General features: G+C 70.3%; 14 protein-coding genes. 5 read left to right on the top strand and 9 right to left on the bottom strand.

What is annotated here, in order from left to right; translation table 11 throughout:
* Positions 1-5 precede the first annotated feature (5 nt).
* From uvrB to cysS, 3 genes are all read right to left on the bottom strand, one after another.
* Positions 6-2,123 (bottom strand): excinuclease ABC subunit UvrB, encoded by a 2,118-nt coding sequence (uvrB, locus tag ACVTJA_RS17075; protein ID WP_465837439.1) that lies wholly within the window; start codon positions 2,121-2,123, stop codon positions 6-8.
* 79 nt (positions 2,124-2,202) lie between these two features.
* Positions 2,203-3,882 carry a M28 family metallopeptidase gene (locus ACVTJA_RS17070; RefSeq protein ID WP_465837438.1) on the bottom strand — a complete coding sequence of 560 codons (1,680 nt, stop codon included), beginning with the start codon at positions 3,880-3,882 and terminating at the stop codon, positions 2,203-2,205.
* A 54-nt stretch (positions 3,883-3,936) separates the two neighbouring features.
* On the bottom strand, positions 3,937-5,367 hold the full coding sequence (gene cysS, locus ACVTJA_RS17065) for a cysteine--tRNA ligase (RefSeq protein ID WP_465840418.1): 1,431 nt from the start codon (positions 5,365-5,367) through the stop codon (positions 3,937-3,939).
* Positions 5,368-5,566: 199 nt separating this feature from the next.
* Between cysS and ACVTJA_RS17060 the strand changes: the two genes are divergently transcribed.
* Positions 5,567-6,958 (top strand): FHA domain-containing protein, encoded by a 1,392-nt coding sequence (locus ACVTJA_RS17060; RefSeq protein WP_465837437.1) that lies wholly within the window; start codon positions 5,567-5,569, stop codon positions 6,956-6,958.
* Here ACVTJA_RS17060 and ACVTJA_RS17055 read toward each other — a convergent pair.
* Together ACVTJA_RS17055 and ACVTJA_RS17050 are read right to left on the bottom strand one after the other, a co-directional pair.
* The gene (locus tag ACVTJA_RS17055; RefSeq protein ID WP_465837436.1) at positions 6,936-7,583 is read right to left on the bottom strand and encodes a hypothetical protein; all 648 of its coding nucleotides are present in this window, start codon (positions 7,581-7,583) and stop codon (positions 6,936-6,938) included. The genes ACVTJA_RS17060 and ACVTJA_RS17055 overlap by 23 nt on opposite strands.
* A 79-nt stretch (positions 7,584-7,662) precedes the next feature.
* Complete coding sequence (locus ACVTJA_RS17050) at positions 7,663-8,157, bottom strand: CarD family transcriptional regulator (RefSeq protein ID WP_013939202.1); 495 nt, start codon at positions 8,155-8,157, stop codon at positions 7,663-7,665.
* A 185-nt stretch (positions 8,158-8,342) separates the two neighbouring features.
* Here ACVTJA_RS17050 and ACVTJA_RS17045 point away from each other — a divergent pair, with 185 nt between their 5' ends.
* Together ACVTJA_RS17045 and ACVTJA_RS17040 are read left to right on the top strand one after the other, a co-directional pair.
* A complete protein-coding gene (locus ACVTJA_RS17045; RefSeq protein WP_465837435.1) occupies positions 8,343-10,877 on the top strand; it encodes a DNA internalization-related competence protein ComEC/Rec2 in 2,535 nt (844 codons plus the stop codon).
* A complete protein-coding gene (locus ACVTJA_RS17040) occupies positions 10,810-11,064 on the top strand; it encodes a hypothetical protein (protein ID WP_465837434.1) in 255 nt (84 codons plus the stop codon). The genes ACVTJA_RS17045 and ACVTJA_RS17040 overlap by 68 nt, the downstream gene beginning before the upstream one ends.
* Positions 11,065-11,079: 15 nt before the next feature.
* Here ACVTJA_RS17040 and ACVTJA_RS17035 read toward each other — a convergent pair whose 3' ends face one another.
* Positions 11,080-12,279: a carbohydrate-binding family 9-like protein gene (locus tag ACVTJA_RS17035; RefSeq protein ID WP_465837433.1), complete on the bottom strand. Its 1,200-nt coding sequence runs from the start codon at positions 12,277-12,279 to the stop codon at positions 11,080-11,082.
* Between the two features lie 133 nt (positions 12,280-12,412).
* On the opposite strand from ACVTJA_RS17035, the gene ACVTJA_RS17030 reads away from it, so the two are divergent.
* Positions 12,413-13,240 (top strand): YqjF family protein, encoded by an 828-nt coding sequence (locus ACVTJA_RS17030; RefSeq protein ID WP_465837432.1) that lies wholly within the window; start codon positions 12,413-12,415, stop codon positions 13,238-13,240.
* 141 nt (positions 13,241-13,381) lie between these two features.
* Complete coding sequence (locus ACVTJA_RS17025; RefSeq protein WP_465837431.1) at positions 13,382-14,278, top strand: FHA domain-containing protein; 897 nt, start codon at positions 13,382-13,384, stop codon at positions 14,276-14,278.
* 7 nt (positions 14,279-14,285) lie between these two features.
* Here ACVTJA_RS17025 and ACVTJA_RS17020 read toward each other — a convergent pair whose 3' ends face one another.
* From ACVTJA_RS17020 to ACVTJA_RS17010, 3 genes are all read right to left on the bottom strand, one after another.
* On the bottom strand, positions 14,286-14,717 hold the full coding sequence (locus tag ACVTJA_RS17020; RefSeq protein ID WP_465837430.1) for a PH domain-containing protein: 432 nt from the start codon (positions 14,715-14,717) through the stop codon (positions 14,286-14,288).
* Positions 14,718-14,780: 63 nt separating this feature from the next.
* Entirely contained in the window at positions 14,781-16,178 is a 1,398-nt protein-coding gene (locus ACVTJA_RS17015) for a tetratricopeptide repeat protein (RefSeq protein WP_465837429.1), read from the bottom strand.
* A 254-nt stretch (positions 16,179-16,432) separates the two neighbouring features.
* Positions 16,433-17,743, bottom strand: coding sequence for an adenylosuccinate synthase (locus ACVTJA_RS17010; protein ID WP_465837428.1), 1,311 nt, complete (start codon positions 17,741-17,743; stop codon positions 16,433-16,435).
* Positions 17,744-17,753: the final 10 nt, after the last annotated feature.

The raw sequence follows: 17,753 nt of genomic DNA, 5'->3' as shown, positions 1-17,753 counted from the left end.
GACGACTACCGGCGGCCCCGAGCCCGCGCGCCCGCGCCTCCGCGGCCCCTGCCCTTGCCGCGGCCCTTCACAGGCTCATCCTCCTGCTTCTTCGCGGGAGCCCTCAAGAGCGAGCGCGACGCCGGCTTGAGCCCCAGGTCCATGTCCTTGAGGAGCTGCACCCTGTCGCGGTACTCGGCCGCCTTCTCGAACTGCATCTCGTCCGCGGCGGCGAGCATGTCCTTGGTGAACTCCTCGATGAGCCGCTTGATCTCCTTGGGCTGGAGGACGTCGTCCTCGCCCTCGGCGGCCATGGGCAGCGCGCCCGCGTCGCCCGCATCGTAGGCGGCGTGCTCGGACAGGTCGGTGATGTTGCTCTTGACGGAGCGCGGGGTGATGCCGTGCTCCTGGTTGTACTTCTTCTGGATGTCGCGGCGGCGCGTCGTCTCTTCCAGCGCCTTCTTCATCGAGTCGGTGATGTTGTCCGCGTACATGATGACGCGGCCATTCAGGTTGCGGGCCGCGCGGCCAATGGTCTGGATGAGCGACACGTGGCTGCGCAGGAAGCCTTCCTTGTCCGCGTCGAGGATGGCCACCAGCGACACCTCGGGGATGTCCAGGCCCTCGCGCAACAGGTTGATGCCCACCAGCACGTCGAACTCGCCCTTGCGCAGGTCCCGGATGATGGCCATGCGCTCGATGGCGTCGATGTCCGAGTGCAGGTAGCGCACGCGCACGCCCACGTCGGCGAAGTACTCGGTGAGGTCCTCCGCCATGCGCTTGGTGAGCGTCGTCACCAGCACGCGCTCCTGGCGGGCCACGCGCAGGCGCACCTCCTCCAGCAGGTCATCCACCTGGTTGCCCACGGGGCGCGTCTCCACCTCGGGGTCGGTGAGGCCCGTGGGACGGATGATCTGCTCCACCACCACACCCTGGGACTTCTGCAGCTCGTATTCGGACGGCGTCGCGGAGACGAAGACGGACTGGGGCACCAGCTCCTCGAACTCGCCGAACTTCAGCGGGCGGTTGTCCAGGGCGCTGGGCATGCGGAAGCCGAAGCTGACCAGCGTCTCCTTGCGCGCGCGGTCGCCGCGATACATGGCGCCAATCTGCGGCACCGTCTGGTGGCTCTCGTCGATGAGGACGAGCAGGTTGCGCGGGAAGTAGTCGATGAGGCACGGGGGCGGCTCACCCGGGGCGCGGCCGGAGAAGTGGCGCGAGTAGTTCTCGATGCCGCTGCAGTAGCCGACCTGCTCAATCATCTCGAGGTCGAACATGGTGCGCTGCTCCAGCCGCTGCGCCTCCAGCAGCTTGCCCTCCTTCTTGAAGAGCTGGAGCTGCTCGGACAGCTCGTCGCGGATGGTCTGCAGCGCGCGCTTGCGCACGTCCTCACCGGCCACGTAGTGGCTCGCGGGGAAGATGACAATCTTGTCCAGCGCGCCCAGCGTCACGCCGCGCAGCGGGTCGAACTCGGTAATCTTCTCCACCTCGTCGCCGAAGAAGGAGACGCGGACGGCGCGCTCCTCCTCGTACGCGGGGAACACCTCGACGGTGTCGCCGCGCGCGCGGAAGGTGCCGCGGTGGAAGTCCAAATCATTGCGCTCGTACTGGGCCTCCACGAGCCGGCGCATGAAGGTATCGCGCCCCATGTCCTCGCCCACTCCCGCGCGCACCGCGAGGTCCACGTAGCTGCGGGCCGCGCCGAGGCCGTAGATGCAGGACACGCTGGCCACGATGATGACGTCGTCGCGCGTGCGCAGCGAGTGGGTGGCCGAGTGGCGCATCCGCTCGATGTTGTCGTTGATGGACGAGTCCTTCTCGATGAAGGTGTCCGTCGACGGGACGTACGCCTCGGGCTGGTAGTAGTCGTAGTACGAGACGAAGTACTCGACGGCGTTGTTGGGGAAGAGCGCCTTGAACTCGCCGTAGAGCTGGGCGGCCAGCGTCTTGTTGTGGGCGATGACCAGCGCCGGGCGCTTCACGTTGGCGATGACGTTCGCCATGGTGAAGGTCTTGCCCGAACCGGTGACGCCCAGGAGGGTCTGATAGCGGTCGCCCCGCAGGACGCCCTCCGTGAGCTCTCCAATGGCCCTCGGCTGGTCGCCCTCGGGCTTGTGGTCACTGACGATCTGGAAGTCCGGCATATCCGTGAGGTTTAACACCGCACGGAGGGGAAGGCCGCTGGTTCGTGCCTGCCCGTCGGACGGAGGACGGAGCGCGTGCCTACCGCGCCGCGCCGCTGGACTTCAGCGCCTCCAGGGCCTCCAGGCGGGCGGCCTCGAACTCGTCGCCCTTGTTCCAGCGCGGCATCTCCGGCGCGCGGGCGACATTCGCCCCCAGGAGGAAGAACAGGCGCACGTCCTCCACGGCACCGGAGAGGTCCCACTCCGGACGCAGCTCATCGGAGGGCTGGTGGTAGTGCTTCGCCTCCCACGCCTCGCGCTGCTGCTTGCCCCAGCCTTCCGGCCGGCCGATGAAGTCCATGCCGCTGCCGAAGTACGCGGCGGGAATGCCGCGCTTGGCGAAGTTGAACTGGTCCGAGCGGTAGAAGAAGCCGCGGTCGGAGAGCTGGTCCGCCTTCACCACGCGGCCCTGCGTCTTCGCCAGCGCGGTGATGACGGCGTCCAGGTTGGACTTGCCCAGGCCGATGACGGTGAGGTCGCGGGTGCGGCCGTGGATGTTGGCGCCGTCGATGTTGATGTTCGCGGCGACGCGGCCGGCCGGCACGGGCGGGTGCTCGGCGAGGTACTGCGAGCCCAAGAGGCCCTGCTCCTCCGCGGCCACGGCGGCGAAGAGGATGGAGCGGCGCGGCGGCTGGGGCAGCTCGCTGAAGGCCTTCGCCACCGACAGCATCGCGGCCACGCCGGCCGCGTTGTCGAGCGCGCCGTTGTAGATGGTGTCCTCGCCCGGCTGCCCGCCCTCCTTCAGGCCGAGGTGGTCATGGTGCGCGGTGTAGAGCACCACCTGCTGGGAGAGCTTCGCGTCGCTGCCGGGCAGCACCGCCAGCACGTTGGCCGTGGGCCGGCGGCGCACCTCGCTGTTGAAGCGCGTGTTCACCTTCACGCCGAGCGGCACCGGCTGGAAGTCGCGCTTCTGCGCGGCGGCGCGGAGCGCGTCCAGATCCATCCCCGTGAGCTTCAGCGCGCGGCGCGTGGCGTCCTCGGTGGTCCACGCCTTCACCTGCACGCGCGGGCCGTTGGTGGCGGGCAATTCGAACTGCTCACCGGTCCACGACGTCTGCACCACCTGCCACGGATAGCCCGCGCTGGGCGTGGTGTGGATGATGATGGCGCCCGCGGCGCCCACCTTCGCCGCCTGCTCGTACTTGTAATCCCAGCGGCCGTACCAGAGCCGCGTGCGGCCGGCGAAGAGCTTGGGGTCGTCCTCGGGGTCGTTGTTGAGGATGAGCAGCGTCTTGCCGCGCAGGTCCATCCCCTTGAAGTCGTCCCACTCGTACTCGGGCGCCTGGATGCCGTAGCCCACGAAGACGAGCTCCGAGTCCTCCAGCTTCGCCTCGGGCTCCTGCACGCCGGAGACGGCGATGAAGTCCTTGTAGAACTCGAGGTCCGCCGAGCCCTGCGGCGTGCGGAACGACAAGCCCTTCGGGTGGCTGGTGATGCCCACCAAATCAAACTGCTGGAAGTACGTGCCGTCCGTGCCCGCCGGCTTCAGCCCGAGCGCCTCGAGCTGCGAGGCGATGTACGCCTGCCCCAGCGCGTCTCCGCGCGTGCCGGGCCCGCGGCCCTCCAGCAAATCATCCGCGAGGAAGCGCACGTGCGCGCGCATCACGTCCGGGACGATGGCCTCGGACGCGGACTTCTCCGCGGAGGTGACGAGCGGCGTGCGCTGCGCGAGCGCGGGGACGGCACTGAGGGCGAGGAACAGGGACAGCAGGCGCTTCATGGTGCCCGGAGCCCTAACACGAAGCTCCGGGCCCATGCAGCAGCCGCGTCGGGCCTACGCCGAGGCCACCTTCCACGTCGTCCCAGCAGGCGTGTCCATGATTTCCACGCCCTTCTCCTTCAGCGTCGTGCGCACCCGGTCCGCCGCGGCGAAGTCCTTCGCGGCGCGCGCGGCGGTCCGCTCGCCGAGCAGCCGCTCGACCTCCGCCACGTCGATGCCGCGCTCGCGCACGGCCCTGTCGCGGCGGCGCAGCAGCCACTGGCCCGCGTCGTCCTCGAAGAGGCCGAGCACGCCGGACACGCGGCGCACGTCCTCACGCAGCGCCTGGAGCGTGCGGCCCACCAGCGCCTTGTCCTTGACCGGCGGCTTGTCGACCAGCTCGTTCATCAGCACGAAGAGGCCGGACAGCGCGCCGAGGGCACCGGCGGAGTTGAAGTCGTCGTCCATGGCGGCTTCGAACTCGGTGAAGAAGCGGTGCGGCTCGCCGTGGAGCGGCCCCTTGCCGAAGTCCTTGCCCGCCACGCGGTCGTCCACCTTGCGCAGCGTCTCGTAGAAGTACTCCATGCGCGCTTCCGCGTCCGCCAGCGCCTTGTCGGCGAAGTGCAGCGGGTGGCGGTAGTGCGTGGAGAGGAAGAAGAAGCGCAGGGCCTCCGGGTCCACCCGGGACAGGGCGTCGCGCAGGCGCACCACGTTGCCCAGCGACTTGGACATCTTCGCGCCTTCGAGGTCCAGGAAGCCGCAGTGCATCCAGTACTTGGCGAAGAGCTTGTCGTTGGCGGACTCGCTCTGGGCAATCTCGTTCTCGTGGTGGGGGAAGATGAGGTCCAGCGCCCCGCCGTGGATGTCGAACGTCTCGCCCAGGTACTTGGCGCTCATCGCCGAGCACTCGATGTGCCAGCCCGGCCGGCCCTTGCCCCAGGGGCTGTCCCACGAGGGCTCGCCCGGCTTGGCCGCCTTCCACAGCGCGAAGTCGAGCGGCTCGCGCTTCTGCTCGCCCGGCTGGACGCGCTCGCCCACGCAGAGCTCGTCCAGGTTGCGCTTGGAGAGCTTCGCGTAGTCCGGGTCGCTGCTGACGGAGAAGTACACGTCGCCCTGCGACTCGTACGCGTGGCCCTTGTCCACCAGCTTCTGGATGATGCCGACGATTTCGGGGATGTGCTCGCTCACCTTCGGCGAGACGTCCGGCTCCAGCAGGTGCAGGGCGCGGGCATCCTCGCGGAAGAGTTCGACGTAGCGCGCGGCCAGCGCCACCGCGGCCTCGCCCGTCTCGGCGGCGGCCTTGATGATTTTGTCATCCACGTCCGTGTAGTTGCGGACGTACCGGACCTTGAACCCCCGGTGTCGGAGGTAGCGCACCACCACGTCGAAGGAGGTGAAGGTGCGGGCGTTGCCGATGTGGATGTAGCTATACGTGGTAGGACCACACACATAGACCCCGACCTCGCCAGGGGTGGCGGGCTCCAGCAGCTCCTTCTGCATGGTCATCGTGTTGAAGAGCCGGATGGATGGCGGGGTCACGTGCGGCAATCCTCCTGTGTCCGTAGTCGTGGGTGTGGCCGTCACTCTAGGATCTCGGTCCCCACACAGGCCAGCATTCACCAGGGATTCGCGAGTTCTGGATGGCGCTGAGCAGTAGGCTCCTGCTTCGGGAAACTTTAGGAAGTTCGTATGGGAGAATGGCCGCATGGCTCCACCGAATCCCAAGCGCCCGCCCCGCCCTCCCCGTCCGCCGGGCACGCAGGCGCCGAAGGACTCCGATGTGGAGCTCCCCTTCGATGACGACGAAGTGGACCCCCTGAGGGCTGACGACCCGCGCCCTCAGCGCGTGCCGCAGTACCCGGCCGGCTCACGCCGCAGCAGGAGGCAGGGAAGCGAGCGCGAGAGCAACGACCGCGAGCTGGCCCCGCGCTTCGACTGGGCGCACGAGTACTCGGACCCGGGCCATCCGCCCGCCTTCCTGTACGTCGAGCGAGGGCCCGGCGTGGGCCAGCTCGTGCCGGTGAAGCAGGGCACGCTGGTGATGGGGCGCTCGTCGTCGTCGGACCTGCGGCTGCAGCATCCGTCCATCAGCCGCCGCCATGCGCAGCTCACCCGGCGCGCGGACCGCTTCTACCTGAAGGACCTGAGCAGCCAGAACGGCACGTTCCTCAACCGGGACCGCATCACCACCGAGATGGAGCTGAAGGCGGGGGACGAGATTTCGATGGGCAACGCGCTGCTGCGGCTGCGCGGCCCGGGTGGGACGCCGGCGCTGGGCGTGCCCTCCGTCACCGCCACCACGACGATTCCGGATGGCGGGAAGAAGAAGGGCCTGGGCACGCTCGGTGTGGCGCTCATCGCGGCGGCGCTGGGCTCGGCGGTGGCCGCGCTCGTCACCGGCATCGCCGTGGGCTTCGGCGACGGCGACGCCGAGGCACCCGCGACGAAGCCCTCGAAGTCCGTCACGGAGCTGGCCTCGATGGAGCCCCAGCCCCCGCCGCCAGCCGCGAATCCCGCGGGTGAGCGTGCGAACGGGCCTGTGATGCAGACGCCCGGAATCCGCATCGAGGTGACTCCGGGGCCGAGTGCCACGGACGTGGCGCGCGGAGTGGCGAACGCTTCGGCGGCGAAGCTGGAGCGCTCCGAAGCGGCACCGTCCGCGCACGACGTGGCGGCGCGGTCAGGCTCGCCGGCGGAAGCGGACGTGCTGAAGCGCTACGAGGCGGGCGAGGTGGCCGCGGCACGCGAGCGGGCCAAGGCAGCGAAGCTCCACGACCTGGACAAGCAGCTCGCGCGCTTCGAGAACGCCGAGGCCGAGGCCCGCGATGCGATGTCGAAGCGGGACCTGCGGCGCGCCATCACCCAGCTCACCACGGCGGTCACGGTGGACGAGACGCTCGCGGCGGGTCGCAGCCGACATGGTCCGCAGCTCCGCAAGCGACTGGCGGACCTGCACGTGAAGGAGGGCACGGAGCACGGCAGGGCCGGCCGGGTGGACGAGGCCCGCGCGTCCTTCGAGCAGGCGCTGAAGTACGACGCCGACCACCGCGAGGCCCGTGAACGACTCGCGGAGCTCAGCCCCGCCGCAGGCCCCTGACGAGCAGCACCGCGTTGAATGCGATGAAGGCCACGAGCGCCAGGGCCACCAGCAAGAGGCCCCGGTCCGCTCCCGGCTGCTCCCCTTCGACGAGGAGCCACAGCCGCCCCTCGTGGGGCTGCACCTCGCCCATGCTCCTCAGCAGGGCAAGCGCCTCGCGGTAGCGCGGCGCATCCTCCTCCGCCAGGAGCCGCCCCCGGACGGCAAAGGGCCGCTGATCCGGCTGCGGCGGAGGCCTTCCCGGCTTCCACTCTTCCCCGTCCAGCGCGCTCCGGCGCACCACGAGCGGCGACTCCCGCAGCCCCACCAGCACGTAGAGGCCGCCATCCGTACGCTCATAGGCGCCCCGCGCCGTGGGAATGCCGTGCACCTGCGCATAGCGGTTCGAGACGAGCTCCTCGTACCGGTACGCGCCCTCCGTCCCCAGCGTGAGCGGCGCCCTCGGGGAGAAGAACCAGGCCAGCTCGCGCCGCTGCATCCACAGCAGCGCCCCGGCCACGACGATGGCCATCACCGCCGCCAGGGGCTTCACGCCCACGCGGCGACGAGCGAGCCGCGCCTCCAACTCGGCGATGCGGCGCTCCCGCTCCTCCTGCTCCGGCGATGTGGACAACGGCTCGCTCATGGCGTGGAAACACGAAGCCCCGAGTCCCCACGAAGGGAACCCGGGGCGGAGCGTCTCGGGCGTGCGCCCGGCGGACGACTCAGGCGAGGTTGAAGATCTTCTTCAGGTCCGACTCGATCTCTTCCTCGGAGCAGTCCTTGGCCAGCGACAGCTCCTTGATGAGCAGCGAGCGGGCCGTGTCGAGCATCTTCCGCTCGCCGAAGGACAGGTCCTTGTCACCCTTCAGGAGGTAGAGGTCGCGCAGCACCTCGGCGATCTCGAAGACGGAGCCCGTCTTGATCTTCTCCATGTACTCCCGGTAGCGACGGTTCCACGTCGTGGAGTCGACCGAGATGTCCTTCTCCTTGAGGATGGAGTAGACCTGCTTGACGTCCTCCTCGCTGATGATCTCCCGGAGGCCGACCGACCCGACCTTGTTGATCGGGATCATGATCCGCATCCCGTTCTCGAGGATGCGCAGCACGTAGAAGGACTGGCGCTGCCCGGCCACCTCGGTGTGCTCGATTCCCATCACCTCACCGACGCCCTGGCCCGGATAGACCGCCTTGTCACCAGTCTTGAAGCTGGTCTGCACTAACTGCCTCCTTGAAAGACTCGATGCCGGCCTTTCAGCCGGGCACTACTACCACAAACCACATCCACGGGCAACGATAACGCCTTGACCACCCCTTCGGCGCCCGACTAGGTTGTCGGTTTTCGTACGCGGTGTCGCCAGGTGTGCGCGCTCGCGTGACGGCGGTGGCGGGTGGGGGTCGGGCGGTGGATCGTCATGCGTGGCGCGACCTGGGGTCGCGACCTCTATTCTTTCCCGCGTTGAGCCTCACGCTCGGCGCGCTTTGCGCACCAGCAACACTTATCGGACCCCTTCCATTTCTGGTTGCCGGGGCGTTGCTGGGAGCGCTCGGGCTGGCGCTCGCTCGCCTGCCTGGTGCCCATCTCGCGGTGCTGGCGGCGCTCGGGTCGGCAGGAGCGGGCCTCGCGTGCTGGGAGGCACGGGTGGAGGTGCCGACCGCCCTCAGGGCTGGAGGCCCGGCGGTGCTGGAGGGCGAGGCGGAGCGCGTGGAGCGCTTCGACGGAGCCACCCGGGTGCGCCTGGCGGTGGCCCGCGCCGGGGCGCCGGACGGGGCATTGGAGCCGTCGCGCTTCCGGGTGAGCCTGTCGCTTCGCGGGGCGCTCGTGGAGTTGCTGCCCGGGCAACGCGTGCGAGTAGAGACGCGGCTCGCCCCGGAGGTGCCGCCCGGCAATCCGGGAGAGAAGGACTTCGGCGCCGCGCGGCGGCGGCAGGGCGTGGCCTTCACCGGCGGCGCGGAGGCGGGACGCGTGCTGGTGCTCTCCCCTGCCCCGGATTGGAGGAGCGCGCTGGAGGCGACTCGCGCGCGGCTGGCGGTGGCGGTGCATGCGGTGGCGCCGTCGAAGGACGCGGCGGCGTTGTTCCTCACGTTGGCAGCCGGACAGCGGGCGGAATTGGATGACGCGTGGGAGGAGGCGTTCTCCCGCGCGGGGCTGGCGCACGTGCTGAGCGTCAGCGGGCTGCACGTGGCGGCGCTGGCGCTGATGACGCTCGCGCTGCTGCGGCGCGGGCTGGTGCGCGCGGGGGCCCGGTGGCGGAAGCTGGACGCGCGGCGAATGGCGGCTCCGGCGGCGGTGCCCTTCGTCTGGGCGTACGTGTTGTTCACTGGCAATCAGCCGCCCGCGGTGCGCTCGGCGGTGATGGCCACGGTGGTGTTGCTGGGGCTGGCGCTGTGGCGGCGCGCGGATGGGCTCAACGGGCTGGCTGCCGCGGCGGTGGTGCTGGTGGCGTGGGCGCCCTCCAGTGTCATGGACCTGTCGCTACGGCTGTCGTTCCTCGCGGTGCTGGGGCTGGTGCTGCTGTCCCCTCCGCTGCGGGAGGCGATTCCGCTGGCGCCTCCGAATCCCCAGGAGCCCCGGCGGCTGCGGCGCTGGTGGGGACAGGCGCGCGAGACGGTGGCGCAGACCTTGAGCGCGAGCGCCGCCGCCACGCTGTCGGGCCTGCCCGTCGTGGCCGCGGCCTTCGGGCGGGTGAGCCTGGCGGGGCTCGTCTCCAACATCGTCGCCCTGCCCCTCTGCGGGCTGCTCACGGGGCTGGCCGCGGGCGGGGCCGCGCTCTTCGTGGTGGTGCCCGTACTCGCCACGCCGGTGCTGTGGGCCGGTGCGTGGGCGTCCGAGCTGCTCCTGGCCATCACCCGCTTCTTCGCCGCCGCGCCGCTGGCCGCCGTGGAGGTGCCCGCGCTGGGGGGACTCGCCTCTGCACTGTATGCGGCGGGGTTGCTCACGTGGGCACTCGGCACGGGACGGTGGAGGCTCTGCGGGTGGCTCGCGCCCATGGCAGTCGCGGGCACGGTGCTGGCGCCGAAGCTGCTGCCGGAGCCGGGGCTGCGCATCACCTTCCTCTCGGTGGGCCAGGGGGACTCGGTGGTGCTCAGCTCGCGGGGACACCATGCGCTGGTGGACGGTGGCGGTGTGCCCGGCGGCATGGACACCGGAGAGCGCTTCGTCGTCCCGTACCTGAAGCAGGCCGGCATCTCGCGGTTGGACCTGGCGGTGTTGTCCCATCCTCATCCGGACCATGCGCTGGGCCTGGCGTCGGCGCTGAAGCACGTGCCCACCGAGCGGCTGTGGATGCCCGCGGGTGATGGCGACGGTCCCCTGTCGCGGCAGGTGGTGGCCGCCGCCCGCGACGCGCGCGTGGAGGGAGTGGAAGCCGGCCACCCCTCACTGCGCCTGGGCGAGGCCACGCTGGAGGTGCTGGGGCCTCCCGGCCCGCTCGAGCGCGAGTTGCTGGAGGGCGCGAATGACAGGAGCGTGGTGCTGCGGGTGCGGCACGGCGACGTCACCGTGCTGCTCCCGGGCGACGTGGAGGAGGACGGCGAGGCGGAACTCCTCGGACAGCTCGACGCGGTGACGGTGATGAAGGCGCCGCACCATGGCTCGCGGACGTCGTCCACGGAGGCGATGCTCGCGAAGACGCGGCCCCGGCACGTCGTCTTCTGCGTGGGACGGCGCAACCGCTATGGCTTCCCCCACCCGGAGGTCGAAGCGCGCTACCGCGCCGTGGGGAGTGAGTGCTGGCGGACAGACCTGGACGGGGCCGTCACCGTGGAGAGTGACGGGAAGGACGTCCGGCTGGTCCCCCATCTGCCGCGCGAGCCTTCGCCGGAGAATGCCCGGGTTGCCGTCGGGGAAGAGCGTCCGCAACCTTCGAGCGATGATTTCAGAGGATCTCGATCTCCAGGCGTTGACCGCCGAGCTGAAGCAGACGCTCGGCCCCGGTGAGCCCGTCGGCTACCTGCGTGGCAAGGCGCTCATGCGGGACGTGCTCGTGCACATGAAGGGCTTCTCGGAGCTTGAGGCCGAGGAGCTCGTCGACACGTTGGAGCTTCGCGGCTTCCTGCGCTTCCTGGGCGACCCGGCGGAGCGTTCCGTGGCGGACGCACACTGGGAAATCACTCCGCACGCGTGAGGCGTGCCCGCCTCGCTACTGGAAGCTCAGCCAGCCGAAGCGTGGCAGCGCGTGGAAGTCTCCGATGAAGAGCGGTGAGAAGGCCTGCCCTTCCACCGTGCGCCGCTGGTGGTGCTCCAGCCGGTACAGGTTGAAGCGCCAGCGGTCGCCCTTCTGCGGCGGAATGCGCGGCACCTCGGCCAGGCGCGCGAAGGGAATCTGCATCTCCACCGTCCAGCCCTCGTCCTTGTCGGACGGGGCATCCAGCGTGCCGCGCACCTTCACCGCCGTCTTCATGCCCGAGTCCCACGAGCGGTCCATGCCCTGGCGTCGCGCGGGGAAGTACGCATCGAAGATGACGTTGTGCGGAGACACCTGCAGCTCGTTGTACGTGCGCCCGTCCGCGTTGGCGTCGAGGAAGATTTCCACCACCTCCTCCTCGTAGATGGAGTCGTCGCGGTTGCGCAGCGTGCCCCAGATATCCGGGTCCTCGATGTCGAAGGCCACGTAGAGGTTCGCATCGTCGTAGACGAGGCGCGCCTCGGTGCGCAGCTGCGCGGGACGTCCGTCGAAGCTGCCGCGCAGCAGCACGGGCTGGGCGCCCTTCCATGCCGCGTCGTCCAGCACCCCGTCGATGGTAGGCGCCTTCTTCGCGCGGCCGACGGCGTATTCGGGCAGCTCGGGAGCACTACCACCGAGCTGCGGGCCCAGCATGCGCTGGCTGCCATCATGGGCGTTCGCGTCGTCCACGGGGAGACGCTGGTCGTCGCGCCAGAAGCCGAGCACCACTCGCGCGGGCACGGACGGCATGGGGACGGAGTGCACGTCCTCGATGACCTTGCCCACGGGCCATGACGCGAGCGGCGCGGCTCCGCCCTGCACCTCATGGTCGGCGTTGAAGAGCATGCCGCCGCTGTTGGGGTCGATGAGGTGGACGAAGAAGCCGAAGCCCGAAGGCGGCGGGCGCGTGGCCTGGAAGTAGTGCGCGAGGCGCACCTGCTCACCGGGCGAGGCGTTCTGCGGTGTCACCTTCGAGCCCAGGTACACCACCGTGCCGCCCGCGAAGGTGGCGCCGCTGCGGAACGTGAGGTCCGCGGGCGCGGCATCCAGGGTGCGCGTCTGCGTGGGCGCGGGCAGGCGGGGTGCGCGCTGCGGCGGACCGGCCTGCTCGTCGCGGCAGGCGGCGAGGCACGTGAGCGTCAGGAGCGGGACGAGGACTTTGGACGAGAGGCGCATCGGGGCCGGACATCCTAGCGGGCTTCGCGGAGGATGGGTCGGACTGCTCGCGTCGCCGTGCGTTCGAGGCCGGCCCGGCAGGAGTGCATGTGCACGGAGCCCGGGCTCGTTCTTCGCGCCATCAGAGCTGGGAATGAGGGGCTCCCGCGCGGGTTGGACGGGCGGACAACGCGCGCGCTACGACATGAGCATGCGCCCCTTCCTGACGGCCACGTGGCGGTACCTCGTCATGCTCAACTACGAGGTGGACCCCGAGGTGCTGCGGCCCCTCGTGCCCCGGGGGACGGAGCTGGACACGTGGCAGGGCAAGGCATTCGCCAGCATGGTGGGCTTCCGCTTCCTGGACACTCGCGTGCGCGGCCTGGCCGTGCCGTTCCACCAGAACTTCGATGAGGTGAACCTGCGCTACTACGTGCGCTATCGGGGCCCGGAGGGCTGGCGGCGCGGTGTGGCGTTCGTGAAGGAAATCGTCCCGCGCCTCGCCATCGCCACGGTGGCTCGCGTCCTCTACAACGAGCCGTACGTCGCGCTCCGCATGCGGCACATGGTGGAGATGCAGGGCGCGGAGCAGGGCACGCCGGGCCGGCTGGAATACGCGTGGAGGGCCGGCGGGCGCTGGCAGCACCTGTCGGCGAGGACGCGTGGTGCGCCGCAAGCCAGTGCGCCGGGCTCGGAGGAGGAGTTCATCACCGAGCACTACTGGGGCTACACGCAGCAGCGGGACGGCGGCTGCGCGGAGTACCGCGTGGAGCACCCGCGCTGGTCCGTTTGGCAGGCGGACGACGTGGAGCTGGACTGCGACGTGCGCGGGCTCTACGGCGCGCGCTTCGAGCCGTTCCTGTGTGGGAAGCCCAGCTCGGCGTTCGTCGCGGATGGCTCGGAGGTGTCCGTGTACCCGGGCTCGCGGCTGCCAGCCGACGCTCCTGGAGCAACGCCTCCCGGTGTCGGCCACGCGGCATGAGTCCCGCCCCTGGGAGTGACGCGGGCTGAAGGCCGTCCCGAGGCCTGGACGGGCTTCGCCGGACGTGGACGCCTCCGTCCCGGCAACTTCGCGAAAACCCGGGGCACCATGCCGGTCCGGCGGTTGCTCCGGTGCCGGGCCATGCGCTTCGAATTCGAGCACCTGGGCACCACCACGCCGTTCGAGCTCTCCGATGGTCAACACCTGCTGGGCGGCGGCACCGAGGACCACATCCGGCTGGAGGGACTGCCTCCGCGGCTGTTGACCCTGCGCATCGAGGCGCAGCGGCTGATGGTCGAGGCATCGCGCACGGTCTCCGTGAATGGCGTCCTCGCCCCGCCCGGTGTCTCCCGGCTGGTGCTTCCCGGGGAGGTGCTCGGACTTCCGGAGGAGATGTGCCTGCGGGTGCTTCAGGAGGCTCCGGCGGAGCGCGGCGTGGGCACCGTGGCCGTGCTCAAGGGCCTGCTCACCGGCGCGGAGGGACCGGGCCCGTCGCGCGCGGCCACCCTCACCTGCCTCACGGGACTGGACGTGGGCCGCACACATGCGCTCGCGGAGGCGTGCACGGAGCTGGGGCGTGGCAGCGAGGTGGCCCTCCGCCTGCGCGACAGGGCCGTGTCACGGACCCACGCGCGTGTCCTTCACGGGGACGGGGGATTCACGCTGGAGGACCTGGGCAGCCCCAATGGCGTCTTCCTCAACGGGCAGCGCGTCAAGGGACGCGCGCCACTGGCGGATGGAGACGTCATCGAGTTGGGACGCACGCTGCTGCGCTTCCAGGCGCCCGTGGAGGAGCCACCGCCGCCTCCCGCACCACCTCCGGCGCCCGAGCCCGCTCCTGGCGCAAACGCGGAGCAGACACCGGGGGCCGAGGCTCCGGCTCCCGCGACGGAAGCAGAAGCGCAGGTGCCCATGGAGGCGCCGGCGATGCCTCCACCGCCGAAGAAGGCCCGAGGTGAGTGGTGGCTGATTGGCCTGGGCGCGCTCGCGGCGCTCGCAGGGCTCGTCGTCACCTACGCGCTGGCGGGAAGCGGCTGAGCCGCCCCTACCCGGCCATCGGCGCGAGACCCGCGCGCTCCACGAGAATCCGCGCGAGCCGCTGGTGGTGCTGGAAGAAGCTGGTGAAGTGGACGAAGCCCCACTTGCCGCGGATGGCGTAGACCGTCACGGGGCCGGGCAGCACGTCGAGCTTGCGGATGTCCGCGAAGGAGAAGTGCCGCGTGCGGACCATGCCCCGGTACGTGATGCCCCGCGCATCCACCACGATGCGTGTGCGCGCGTAGTAGGTGAGCGAGACACCGAAGAAGAGGACGAAGAACCCCGCTGAGAGGAACGTCTTCAGCGGAACCCCATCGAAGCGGAGCAGGTACAGCAGCACCGCCACCCAGAGCAGTCCCGCCACGGCCATGGAAGCCGCCAGGACTCTGCGGGGTCGGAAGACCTGCCCTCGGTCCACATCCGCGTCTCGCCCGGTCATACTCCCAAGTTAATGCTTGGAGCTGACATGGTCCACCTGCCCCCCTGCCCTCCTGGCAGGCGGTCAACGCAGCTTCGCGGCCTTCTGTCGGGATTCTTCCTGGAGCTGTGCACGCACGTCCGTGGCGGACGAGGACGCATAGCGCTCGTAGAGGACTCGCGCCTCCGCGTTGCGGCCCAGCGCGCGGAACGACTCCGCGAGTCCGTACAACGGCGAGGCCGAGGCCGGCTCCAATTCCAGCGCATACTGATAGTCCGCCGCGGCTTCCGCATAGCGCCGGAGTCCAATGTTCGCGCTGCCGCGAGCGGTGTATGCGACCGCCAGCATCGGCTCCAGTTGGATGGCCTGCGTGAGGCTCGTCAGCGCGCCGCCGTAGTCACGGCTGCCGATGCGCTGCACCCCCTGCTCGTAAGCGCGGCGCGCCTGCGCGCGCGTCGTGTCCGCCACCGGCCCGGAGCCCGGAGGCTGGCCCGCGGCCTGCGGTGAGGCGCCCGCCTGCGCCATCTTCGAGCGCGCCCGGGTGATGTTGTCCTGCGCGCTCTGGCGGATGGTGGCGTCCTGGGTGAGCTTCGCCGCGCGCTCCCACTCCTCCACCGCCTGCCCGTAGTAGCCGAGCACCGCCATCGCGTTGCCCAGCTTGAACAGCGCCTCCACGTGGCCGTTGTCCGCGTGCGTCGCGTCGAGGAAGGCGAAGGCCGCCTCGCGGTAGCGGCGCTCCTTCATCAGCGCGTCCCCGTCCCGGATGCGCGAGGCCGCGAGCGACGGGTTCGGCGTGCGCTCCGGCTCGGCCACGGCTGGGGCCGCGGGCTTCGACTCCGGGAACGGCGCGGGCTGCGCCGCCGACGGCTGCGCGGCGGCAGGCTGCGCCGAAGCGGCAGCAGACGCCGGAGCCGACGCCGGCACCGTCGCACCTGCCGGAAGCGGCTCGGCGCCCATGGCCGCGAGGTACTCGCGCGCCTTGCGCACCCAGACCTGCTCACCGGGGCGCTTCTCGCGCGCGATGTACGCCTGGTACGCGGGAATCGCCTTGTCCTTCTGGCCGAGCTGCCGGTAGCTCTCGCCGAGCCCGTAGTAGCCGTCCGCGTCGTTCGGCTCGAGCTGCGTGTAACGCTCGTACGCCTGGGCCGCGGTGGCGACGTCGCCCGCCTTGCGCGCGGCATAGCCCAGGTTGAAGTACGCCATCTTGAAGTTGGGGTCCGCCTGGGTGGCCTCGCGGAAGCGGGCGATGGACTCGCTCACCTGTCCCTTGCGGAAGAGCACGCTGCCCAGCCCGTTCAGGGCCGCGGCGTAACCGGGCGTGGCGGATAGTGCCTCGCGAAAGGCCGCACTCGCCTCGTCCACCCGGCCGGCCGACAGCGCCGCTTCACCGCGCTCGAAGGCCGCACGCGCCGGAGCGGAGGGCTCCGCGGCGCCCAAGAGCCACGTCGCGGACACGGCGATGACGAACCTGCGCAAAAACATGAACAGCCCCCGGGTGTGCCGACCCGGAAGCCGTAGCAGAAACCCCGGGGGCGTGTCAGCCCACCTCGCGCTCGATGCGGAGGTGCCCCCCACGCCGTGGCCACTGCGCGGGATGGAAGGGCTCAGCGAGGGGCTGCTCCGCGACGGATGGGAGCAGCACCATCTCGCCGCCGCGGCCACTGCACATGCAGGGAAGGCGCTGCGCGGTGCTGCTCCGCGACGGATGGGAGCAGCACCGCCTCACCACGGTCGGTTCAGCTGCGGAACGGGTTCTGCAGCAACACCGTCTCGCCGCGGTCGGCGCCCACGGAGACGCACACCACGGGGACGCCGGAGACTTCCTCCACGCGGCGCACGTAGCGCTTGGCGTTCTCCGGAAGCTCATCGAAGGTGCGCACGCCGGCGAGCTTCTCGTCCCAGCCGGGCAGCGTCTCGTAGATGGGCTTCACGCGCGCCAGGTCCTCGTAGTCCCCGGGCAGCTCCGTAATCTTCTGGCCGTCCAGGTCGTACGCGGTGCAGATGCACAGCGTCTTCAGGCCGCTCAGCACGTCCAGCTTGGTGAGCGCCATGCCCCACAGGCCGTTGACGCGCGCGGCGTAGCGCAGCACCACGCCGTCCAGCCAGCCGCAGCGGCGCGGGCGGCCGGTGGTGGCGCCGTACTCGTCACCCACCTTGCGGAGCTGGTCGCCGAGGGCGTCGTTCAGCTCGGTGGGGAACGGGCCGCCACCCACGCGCGTGGTGTACGCCTTGCTGATGCCCATCACCTTGTCGATGGCCGTGGGTCCCAGGCCCGAGCCCACCGCGGCGTTGCCCGCAACGCAGTTGGACGAGGTGACGAAGGGATACGTGCCGTGGTCCACGTCCAGCAGCGTGCCCTGCGCGCCCTCGAAGAGGATGCGCGCGCCCTTGCGCACCTGCTCGGAGAGGAAGAGCGAGGCGTCGTGCACGTAGGGCTTGAGCCGCTGGCCCAGGGCGGAGAACTCCGCCAGCACCTGCGGCACCTCGAGCTGCGGCACGTCCGCGCCGGCCTGCTTGCAGAGCTCCTTCAGCTCCTCCAGCGCCAGCGGCAGGCGCTCTTCGATGCGCTTGCGCAGGCGCTCCGGGTTGAGCAGGTCGCGCACGCGGATGCCGCGGCGAGCGACCTTGTCCTCATAGGACGGGCCGATTCCCCGGCCCGTGGTGCCGATGGCGCTGCCACCGCGCGCCTTCTCGCGGAAGCTGTCCAGCAGCTTGTGCCACGGGAAGATGACGTGGGCATTGTCGGAGATGATGAGCTGCGAGTCTTCCTTGAGGAAGCCGCGCGCCTTGAGCGCGTCGATTTCCCCGACGAGGACGGCAGGGTCCACCACCACTCCGTTGCCAATGACACACGTCTTGCCCGGGTGGAGGATGCCCGAGGGAATCAGATGCAGCACCGTCTTCTGCCCGCCCACCACGAGCGTATGGCCCGCGTTGTTGCCGCCCTGGAAACGGACGACCAACTGGGCGTGCTCGGTGAGCAGGTCGACGACCTTGCCCTTACCCTCATCTCCCCACTGCGCTCCGATGACGACGACGTTCGGCATGGTGAGCGCC

It is taken from the genome of Pyxidicoccus sp. M6 (assembly GCF_055568925.1).
Note: the sequence above shows the minus strand (reverse complement) of the source record. Positions and strands in the feature narration are given on the sequence as shown.

What these genes read in the sequence shown, in the direction of transcription:
- uvrB (WP_465837439.1), bottom strand. Translation starts at nt 2,123, where the DNA reads ATGCCGGACTTCCAGATCGTCAGTGACCACAAGCCCGAGGGCGACCAG.
- ACVTJA_RS17070 (WP_465837438.1), bottom strand. Translation starts at nt 3,882, where the DNA reads ATGAAGCGCCTGCTGTCCCTGTTCCTCGCCCTCAGTGCCGTCCCCGCG.
- cysS (WP_465840418.1), bottom strand. Translation starts at nt 5,367, where the DNA reads ATGACCATGCAGAAGGAGCTGCTGGAGCCCGCCACCCCTGGCGAGGTC.
- ACVTJA_RS17060 (WP_465837437.1), top strand. Translation starts at nt 5,567, where the DNA reads ATGGCTCCACCGAATCCCAAGCGCCCGCCCCGCCCTCCCCGTCCGCCG.
- ACVTJA_RS17055 (WP_465837436.1), bottom strand. Translation starts at nt 7,583, where the DNA reads ATGAGCGAGCCGTTGTCCACATCGCCGGAGCAGGAGGAGCGGGAGCGC.
- ACVTJA_RS17040 (WP_465837434.1), top strand. Translation starts at nt 10,810, where the DNA reads ATGATTTCAGAGGATCTCGATCTCCAGGCGTTGACCGCCGAGCTGAAG.
- ACVTJA_RS17035 (WP_465837433.1), bottom strand. Translation starts at nt 12,279, where the DNA reads ATGCGCCTCTCGTCCAAAGTCCTCGTCCCGCTCCTGACGCTCACGTGC.
- ACVTJA_RS17030 (WP_465837432.1), top strand. Translation starts at nt 12,413, where the DNA reads ATGAGGGGCTCCCGCGCGGGTTGGACGGGCGGACAACGCGCGCGCTAC.
- ACVTJA_RS17025 (WP_465837431.1), top strand. Translation starts at nt 13,382, where the DNA reads ATGCGCTTCGAATTCGAGCACCTGGGCACCACCACGCCGTTCGAGCTC.
- ACVTJA_RS17020 (WP_465837430.1), bottom strand. Translation starts at nt 14,717, where the DNA reads ATGACCGGGCGAGACGCGGATGTGGACCGAGGGCAGGTCTTCCGACCC.
- ACVTJA_RS17015 (WP_465837429.1), bottom strand. Translation starts at nt 16,178, where the DNA reads ATGTTTTTGCGCAGGTTCGTCATCGCCGTGTCCGCGACGTGGCTCTTG.
- ACVTJA_RS17010 (WP_465837428.1), bottom strand. Translation starts at nt 17,743, where the DNA reads ATGCCGAACGTCGTCGTCATCGGAGCGCAGTGGGGAGATGAGGGTAAG.